Annotated in this window: 5 protein-coding genes; 3 read left to right on the top strand and 2 right to left on the bottom strand. The window is 52.3% G+C overall.

Translation table 11 applies throughout. From position 1 onward, the window contains the following. Positions 1 to 368 precede the first annotated feature (368 nt). The 3 genes from glmM to A8O25_RS21440 all read left to right on the top strand — a co-directional run bounded on the left by glmM (position 369) and on the right by A8O25_RS21440 (position 4,505). Positions 369 to 1,763, top strand: coding sequence for a phosphoglucosamine mutase (gene glmM / locus A8O25_RS21455; RefSeq protein WP_066839585.1), 1,395 nt, complete (start codon positions 369 to 371; stop codon positions 1,761 to 1,763). Between the two features lie 172 nt (positions 1,764 to 1,935). Continuing rightward, the gene (locus A8O25_RS21450; protein WP_066839583.1) at positions 1,936 to 3,078 is read left to right on the top strand and encodes a cysteine desulfurase family protein; all 1,143 of its coding nucleotides are present in this window, start codon (positions 1,936 to 1,938) and stop codon (positions 3,076 to 3,078) included. A gap of 452 nt (positions 3,079 to 3,530) precedes the next feature. Beyond that, positions 3,531 to 4,505, top strand: coding sequence for an L-threonylcarbamoyladenylate synthase (locus tag A8O25_RS21440; RefSeq protein WP_066839579.1), 975 nt, complete (start codon positions 3,531 to 3,533; stop codon positions 4,503 to 4,505). 9 nt (positions 4,506 to 4,514) lie between these two features. Here A8O25_RS21440 and A8O25_RS21435 read toward each other — a convergent pair whose 3' ends face one another. Further along, positions 4,515 to 5,717, bottom strand: coding sequence for a PIG-L family deacetylase (locus tag A8O25_RS21435; protein ID WP_066839577.1), 1,203 nt, complete (start codon positions 5,715 to 5,717; stop codon positions 4,515 to 4,517). A gap of 188 nt (positions 5,718 to 5,905) precedes the next feature. After that, complete coding sequence (locus tag A8O25_RS21430; RefSeq protein ID WP_082893822.1) at positions 5,906 to 8,104, bottom strand: S9 family peptidase; 2,199 nt, start codon at positions 8,102 to 8,104, stop codon at positions 5,906 to 5,908. Between the last annotated feature and the right edge of the window lie 588 nt (positions 8,105 to 8,692).

Here is an 8,692-nt window from a genome sequence, read left to right as displayed (position 1 = left end):
CTTAAGTTTACTGCCTGTTTTCGACAAGTTCAGAACGCGAAAAACAGAAATCCTGGCTGCCGGTGATAACGAGGTACCTGAGCCGGTGTGGTGTTGAGGGAGTTTCTTGCCAATTTGCTTTTAAAGCAGGCTGCCGTGGTCTGTTGTGCCCTACAACGGCAGAAAAGAACCTGGTTTTGGCCTTTTTACTCCGCAATGCTGCTGCGCAGCTTCCCGCCGGCTCATATCAGAGCCTTTTGCTCCCCAGATTCGCCAATAAAATCAAAAATCAGAAGCTCTTAGAACAGATATACAGAAGGGGGAGGCAAGGCGGTTGCAACAAATCAGCTTGATTTTACTACTTTTGCAGGAATTAAAAATATCAAACCGTGGCATTAATAAAGTCAATTTCAGGAATAAGAGGCACCATAGGGGGGGAAGTGGGTCAGGCGCTAACACCGGTAGATGTAGTGAAGTTTGCGGCGGCGTATGGCACCTGGATGCTCCAGAACACCAGTAACAACACCATTGTCATAGGCAGAGACGCCCGCCTCTCCGGGGACATGGTGAACCGTCTGGTGGTGGCCACCCTGCAGGGCCTGGGCATCAATGTGATTGACCTGGGGCTTTCCACCACGCCAACCGTGGAGATGGCTGTTCCGGCCAAGAAGGCAGGAGGGGGGATCATCCTCACGGCCAGCCACAACCCCAAGCAGTGGAACGCCCTCAAACTTCTGAACCAGCACGGTGAGTTCATCAATGACGCCGAAGGCAAGCGCGTACTGGAGATTGCGGAGCAGGAGGCGTTCAATTTTGCTGACGTGAATAAGCTGGGCAAATACACCCAGAGCGACAAGTTTATCAAGAAGCACATAAAGGCCATCACAGACCTGCCTTTGGTAGACGTGGAGGCCATCAAAGCCGCTAATTTTAAAGTGGTGGTAGATGCTGTGAATTCCAGCGGCGGGTTTGCCGTGCCAATGCTCTTAGAAGCCCTGGGCGTGACCCAGATAGAGAAACTCTACTGTGAGCCAGACGGCAATTTCCCGCATAACCCTGAGCCGCTGCCCGAGAACCTGGGCGAGATCTCCCGCCTGATGGAGAAAGGAAACTATGATGTGGGCATTGTGGTAGACCCAGACGTAGACCGCCTGGCCCTGGTGAATGAAGACGGCAGCATGTTTGGCGAAGAATATACGCTGGTGGCCGTGTCTGATTATGTGCTGCAGCACAAGGTTGGCAACACCGTCTCTAACCTTTCTTCTACCCGCGCCCTGCGTGATGTCACTGAGAAGGCCGGCGGCACCTATTTCGCCTCTGCCGTGGGCGAGGTGAATGTGGTGAATATGATGAAGGAGCAGAACGCGGTAATGGGCGGCGAAGGCAACGGCGGTATCATCTACCCGGAGCTGCACTATGGCCGTGACGCCCTGGTGGGCATTGCCCTGTTCCTGTCCCACCTGGCAAAATCAGGTTTGCGCATGTCCGGCCTGCGGGCCAAGTACCCAAACTACTACATCTCCAAGAACAAGATTGAGCTGACCCAGGGCATTGACGTGGACGCCATCCTGGGCAAAGTGCAGAAGAAGTACGCCAAGCAGCCCATCAATACCATTGACGGGGTAAAGATAGAGTTCAACCGGGAGTGGGTGCACCTGCGCAAATCTAATACTGAGCCCATTATCAGGATCTACGCCGAGTCAGACAGCCTTTCTACGGCTGACCACCTGGCCAACAAAATCATTGCTGACATCAAAGAAATCATCTCAGACAAATCTGAGTAACCCCATTTCTGTTTTTGTGCTTGTTTTCAATAAACGGCCAAAAACAGAATACTGCCTAAACCTGCCGCCGTTGCCAATCTAGTCCTGCTACTGGTTGCGTGCTGCCTGCTACTCACAAAGCTATGAACCGTTTCTGCTGTACCTGTTGTTGTTGTAAAAACTAAGATTCCCCATGCGTGTATATTTAGACAATGCGGCCACCACGCCGTTAGACAAAGAAGTTTTTGAGGTAATGGCTCCCTTCATGCTGGAGCACTACGGAAACCCCTCTTCTATACACGCCCACGGGAGGCAGGTGCGGGCAGCCCTTGAGGGCGCCAGAAAGACCGTGGCCAATTTAGTGAATGCGTCTCCCTCAGAAATTTTCTTTACCAGCGGCGGCACTGAGGCAGACAACCTTGCCATCATCTGCACCATCAGGAGCCTGGGCTTAAAACATGCCATTACCTCGCCCATGGAACACCACGCGGTCTTGCATTCGCTGGAAGTGCTGGAGAAAAACGGCGAAATAGAGCTCACCCTGCTGCGCGTGAACGAGCAAGGGGAACTGGATCTGGCCCATCTGGAGCAAACCCTGGCCAGCCACCCCCGCACGTTTGTCTCTGTCATGCACGCCAACAATGAGGTGGGCAACCTGAATGACATCTCGGCCATTGCCGAAATTTGCAAGCGTTTTGATGCGGTGCTGCACTCAGACACGGTGCAGACCATGGGGCATTATACCTATGACGTACAAACCTTTGGGGCTAATTTTCTGGTGGGTTCTGCCCATAAATTCCATGGTCCCAAGGGCGTGGGTTTTATCTATGTAGACTCGGCCATCAAGATACATCCTTTGATTCAGGGCGGTTCGCAGGAGCGCAACATGCGCGGGGGCACTGAGAACGTGTACGGCATTATTGGCCTGGCCAAGGCCCTTGAAATTGCTTACCGTGACATGGACGGGCACCACCGCCACATTCAGCACCTGAAAGACCGCATGATTGCCCGCCTGCGTGATCAGATTGAAGACGTGCAGTTCAACGGCCTTTCCGCCCAAGGTGACAAAAGCCTCTACACCGTTCTGAACGTGAGCCTGCCAGCCTCAGACATGAATGAGATGCTGCTCTTCAACCTGGACATCAACAAGATTTCCGCCTCCGGCGGAAGTGCCTGCACCAGCGGGGTTGACCTGGGCTCCCACGTGCTCAGAGCCATGGGCGCTGACATGAACCGTGGCCATGTGCGCTTCTCGTTCAGCAAGTACAATACAGAAGAAGAAATAGACTACGCCGTGGCCACGCTGGCTAAGCTGTACCAGAAAGAGACGGTGTAGCCGAGAGCTGCCTGCCGTGAGCCTATAAGTTTTTGTGAAAGAATAAATTTAAAGTCCCCGCCTCTATTGGTGGGGATTTCTGTTTTTAGCCTCTTTTTCTGAAAACAGCCTCAAAACAAAAAAGCAGAGTTTCTTCCTCTTGCTCAGCGAAAAAGCTAAAAGAGTGCCACGGAACAGTGAACCCGGCCGGGGAACAGTGAAAGGGGCGGCCGTAACCTCCGCGCCAGTGTAGTCAGTGTCTGCCCCGCAGTGCCGCTTGTTCACAAGGCCTCGTCGCTGTGTCTTCCAGACCTGCGAGTGTCTTTGCCATTAGCCCTTGCCACCACACACGCTATCAAGAGAATAATGCAGATGCGTTTTTGGCCTGATTTTCTAAAAACAGGTCAGAAACGCAAACGCAATAGCTGAATTTCAGCAAAGGCCGTAGTAGCTTTGCAAGACAGAACAGAACCATGGCAGACATTGGCATAGATTTATTAAAGGCGGCTACTTATCTAACCCAGGGCGATCTGGTGGCCATACCCACTGAAACCGTTTACGGCCTGGCGGCCAATGCCTATGATGAGGCGGCGGTGGTCAAGATATTTGAGGCCAAGAACCGCCCCGCGTTTGACCCGCTCATTGTACACACACATTCTATGGAAGAGGTGGCCTCCATTGCCCGTGAAGTGCCAGAGGTAGCCTATCAGCTGGCTGAGCGCTTTATGCCCGGCCCCCTGACACTCATCCTGCCTAAGTCTGAGAAGGTGCCGCTTTTGGTCACGTCTGGCCATGACAGTGTGGGCGTGCGTATTCCCCGGCACCCGCTCACGCTGGAGTTGCTGAAGCAGTTGCCCTTCCCCTTGGCGGCACCCAGTGCCAATCCGTTTGGGTACGTGAGCCCCACTACTGCCCAGCACGTGCAAGACCAGCTAGGGGAGAAGCTGCCCTATATTATTGACGGCGGGTCTTGTCTGGTGGGGATTGAGTCTACCATCATCCGGTTAGACGGCAATGAGGTGGAGGTGCTGCGGCTAGGCGGGCTGGCCCTGGAGGAGCTGGAAGAGGTGGTGAACGTGTCCAAAGCCAGAATCAAAACTTCGTCTTCTAATCCCGCCGCGCCCGGCATGCTCAGCAGCCACTACTCACCCCGCAAGAAAGTGCTGTTGGGAGCCATTGAGGCGAACCTGAAAAAAGTAGATGCTTCCCGGGTGGGGGTGATTTCCCTGCAGCAGGCGTTTCCCGGGGTGCCGGAAGACCACCAGATTCAACTTTCCCCGGCGGGGGACGTGAGCGAAGCGGCGAAAAGCCTGTTTGCAGCACTTAGAGCGTTAGATTCCCTGGACCTTGACGTGATCCTGGCGGAACCAATGCCCGAGCAGGGGTTGGGCCGCGCCATCAATGACCGCCTGCAACGGGCCAGTTTTCAGCAGAAAAACGGGGAATGAATAGAAGGGCTAGGGCGTGTACAGCAGTTTAGAGCAGTAGCTTTTGGTGCCAATTCGTAAAATGCTCAGATAGATGCCCGGCGGCCAGGCGTCATTGGCCTCAACCTTTATCCTATAAATGCCTGCCGGTTTCAACTGCTTAGGAAGCTCAAAAATCTTTTTCCCCGTGGGGTCTGTGATCTGCAGCTCTACCTCCTGCGCCCCCGGAATAGAAAACGAAAGCGTTGTCTGGTCCTTGAACGGGTTGGGGTAGTTGGGCTTCACCGTAACCTGGGTAGTGTCTAAGTAAGGAGGCAACCCCTGAGAGGGTGATTCTATTACTACATTGCTACTGCCCGTTTTACCTCTGTTTGGGTTGGTGACTGTTCTAACATACATGCGCGGCAGGCAGCTAAGGTGCCCCCTGTCCCAACTGTTATCATAATGTGCCGCTGAGAGTGTCTGGCTGTACACTGCAAATAAGGCAGCCTTGTTGATCAGGTCTTCTGGGCTTAGGTTTGGTTCAAAGCCAGAAGCGTTGTAGTTGATGTAAAAATTATTTTGGTTGGCCAAGCCTGAGGAGGCGGCAACAGCCAGTTTGCCAGACATAAGATGGTCTGTATGGTCTCCCTTGTTCTGTGACTCATCTGTGTCAGTGCCATGCACTGAAATGTGTTGAAAGTGAATTGATTCCCGCTCCAGAATACCGCGTACAGTTGCTTCCAGGTCTTTCCAGCCGGTATAGGTTGTAGAGTTGTCAACTGCGGTCAAGCTGGAAATGGCAGCGGTATGGAGTTTTTTAAGACTGGCGTTGTGCGTGTTGGGGAAACCACTGCCGTCAAGGTTCCCATCAGGCAGCCGCAAGAAATAGCTGACCGTATTTTTATAGTAATACACCGCAACAGAATGCCCTTTGACTTGAAGGGTTATAAATTTTCTCGTGCCGGTTTTCCCAAAGGCGTTGGCGGCAAAGGCCGCAGAGTTATTTGCCCCAGCCTCCCGTGCTTTCCAATAGGCTTCATCTTTTTTATTTGCCTGGCCGGCGGTCAGGTAGATGAACACCACCTTTGAGTTGGGTTTGACAATGTCTTTATAGGCGTTTGCCCCCATGAATAGCTGCCAGTCATCTTGGTGGGCCATCACGTAGAAGGAGACATTTTTCTTAAGGCTGTTCTGCCCCAAGAGCGTAATTCCGTAGAAAGCCAGGAGCAGAGTCAAGAGAAACCGTTGCATGCAAGTAATGCGTTAGGGCTTGTAGTTTGAATGAATCTACAAGATGGGTTATTAGCCAGATAGAATGCTGAATTCTCGTTTAACCTGCTTATTAACAGGCTTAACTGGCGCTTTTCTGCGCCTAAGGTAAAACAAAGGCGCCAGCCCTCCCTGGAGAACTGGCGCCCTTGCCTCAATACTCGCGTGGCTTACAGATTACGCAGCACAAACTCCGTCATTTTGGTGAACAGGTGAATAGTGGTGTTGCCGCCACTGATGCCATGGTTCCGGTTAGGGTAGTAGGCGCTCTCAAAGGGGCGGTTGGCTTTCACCAGCGCGTTGGTCATCTCTATGGCGTTCTGGAAATGCACGTTGTCATCTCCGGTGCCGTGTATGAGCAGATAGCGGCCTTTTAACAGATGCGCGTACGTCACGGGTGAGTTCTTGTCATAGCCGTCTGGGTTTTCCTGGGGCGTTTTCAGGAAGCGCTCCGTGTATATGGAGTCATAGAAACGCCAGTTGGTTACCGGGGCCACCGCAATGGCCGCCTTGAATACATCAGCGCCTTTGGTGATCGCCAGGGAACTCATGTACCCGCCAAAACTCCAGCCCCAGATGCCTATGCGGCCTTTGTCAACGTACGGCAGGTTACCCATGTACTTGGCACCTTCAATCTGGTCAAGGGTCTCATAGTGGCCCAGGTTGCCGTACGTTACTTTTTTGAAATCTGCGCCGCGGCCACCCGTGCCCCGGTTGTCAATCACGGTGATGATGTAGCCCTGCTGGGTGAGGTAGCTGTGCCAGAGATAGTTTCTGCCGCCCCATTTGTCCATCACTTCCTGGCTGCCGGGGCCGCCGTACAGGAACATGAGCACGGGGTACTTCTTGTTCGGGTCAAAATCAACGGGCTTGATGGTATAGCCGTTCAACGTTACGTTCTCAGACGTCTTAAACTGAAAGAACTCGGCCTTGGGCAGGTTGTAATTGGCCACGGTAGACTTAAGTTTCTCATTGTCTTCCAGCACCTTTACCGGCTTGCCTTCTGAGGTGAACAGCGTTACCACGCTAGGTGAATTGATGGTGCTGTGGTAGTCTAGGAAATAGGAGTGGTCACGGCTCATGTTGATCACGTGCGTGCCCTTAGCGGGGGTGAGGTTTTTCTTACCCTTTCCGTTCAACTTGATGCTGTACAGGTGGCGCTCCAGCGGCGAAACCTCGGTAGAGGTGTAGTACAGCACGCCGTTCTTCTCATCAACGCCGTAGAAGTTGTCCACCTCCCACTTGCCCTTTGTGATTTGGCGCACCAGCTTCCCGTTAAGGTCATAGAGGTAGAGGTGCTTGTAACCGTCTTTCTCTGAGCTCTGAATAAACTGCTTGCCGTTGGCCAGATACGTCAGGTCATCTGTGATGTCAATGTAGGCTTTGTCTTTCTCAGTGAGAACTACTTTGCTTTGGCCGGTAGTAGAGTTGGCGTGCAGAATCTCCAGGGTGTTCTGCAGGCGGTTCATGCGCCTGATTGACAGCAGGTTGGGTGAGTTGGTCCAGTTAATGCGCGGGATGTACTGGTCGTTCTCATTGCCAATGTCCATCTTTACGGTTTTACCAGACGCCAGGTCAAAGGTGTAGATAGCCACGGTAGCGTTTTTCTCACCCGCCTTAGGGTATTTGAACTTGTAGTCTTTGGGGTAAAGCGGGCCCCACACCTGCATGTTGTACTCGGGCACCTGGCTCTCGTCAAACTTGTAGAAGGCAATCTGCTTGCCGTCTGGAGACCAGAAGAACGCCTGTGCGAAGCTGAATTCCTCTTCATACACCCAGTCTGTGCCGCCGTTGATGATGAAGTTCCATTTACCGTCTGTGGTAATCTGGCGCTCCTGCATGGTGGCCAGGTCTACATAGAACAGGTTGTTGTCGCGCACAAAGGCTACGTACTTGTTGTCTGGCGAGAAGGTGGCGTAACTCTGCTTTCCGCCCTGGCTCAGTTTCTGCAGTTTCTTGCCGGCGCGGTCATACACGTAGAAGTGGCCTTTGCTGCTGCGGCGGTAGATGGGCTCGTGTTCAGTCTCAAAAAGGATTTTGGTTTCGTCTTCACTGAAGCTGTAGTTGTCATACCCCAGCGCTTTGCCGTCTAGCTGAAGATCCTGCCCTTTCAGGATAATGCTGTGCGGCTGACCGCTGCGCACGTCCATCTGCACAATGTCTACGGCTTTGTTGGCTTGGTCAGCCACCTGGCTTGAATAATATTGGCCATTCCGCATCCAGTTCACGCCGTACACTGACCGCGCCTGGAACGTGCCCTTCCTGAAAATGTCATCTAAGGTAAAATCCTGCTTCTGCTGGGCATAGGTGCTCACTGTCATCAGGAGACAGGCGGCTACTACCAACCAGCGGTTCATGCTATGTTTCATGTAGTTTGTTAGAATGTTCGTAGCCTTAAAATTAAGCAAATATTTCAAGAATGGCTTCGGCCGAAGGAACGTACGTTTTGGGGCTGAAATCAGAAAAGTAGGCGGGAAACGGAAAGTAATTGGTTTTCTTCTTTGGCGCATGCTACATCACAGTTTTCCTGCACGCATGCCGTCCCCCTTTGAAGGGGGTAGAGGATGACAAAGACAGTAGAAGAACCATCAGTTTTAGATAATTGAACGGCAAGCCGATTCTCGGGAATGCATGACTCTGTACAACTAACTCAGCACGAGAAATCATCCGCCTGCCCCTTTGAAGGGGGACAGAATGTGTGCAGAAAGGAATGTGAGAGAGTAAGAGATACGAAGGAAAGTTTGTTCTGTGAGGGCAAATGGGAGAAGCATAGATCTACAAGACCTGTAAGGTCTTTCAAGCAAAGATTTATACTATGGCCCGGAAGTTACTTCCGTGGCTTACTTCTGTTTTAGGTAGAGAGTAGAAACTTGAACTGCATGCCCTCATCCTAACCTTCTCCCAAAGGGAGAAGGAACCCCACAGTTTGCGTTTTTGGCCTGTTTTGGCCAAAACAG

It is taken from the genome of Rufibacter ruber (genome assembly GCF_001647275.1).
GTDB classification, from domain to species: domain Bacteria; phylum Bacteroidota; class Bacteroidia; order Cytophagales; family Hymenobacteraceae; genus Nibribacter; species Nibribacter ruber_C.
The sequence above is the reverse complement of the archived record's forward strand: the minus strand, read 5'-3'. Positions and strand labels throughout refer to the sequence as shown.

Bases quoted from the DNA above. Each gene is read 5' to 3' on its own strand.
- A8O25_RS21430 (WP_082893822.1), bottom strand. From the start codon at position 8,104: ATGAAACATAGCATGAACCGCTGGTTGGTAGTAGCCGCCTGTCTCCTG.
- A8O25_RS21440 (WP_066839579.1), top strand. From the start codon at position 3,531: ATGGCAGACATTGGCATAGATTTATTAAAGGCGGCTACTTATCTAACC.
- A8O25_RS21450 (WP_066839583.1), top strand. From the start codon at position 1,936: ATGCGTGTATATTTAGACAATGCGGCCACCACGCCGTTAGACAAAGAA.
- A8O25_RS21435 (WP_066839577.1), bottom strand. From the start codon at position 5,717: ATGCAACGGTTTCTCTTGACTCTGCTCCTGGCTTTCTACGGAATTACG.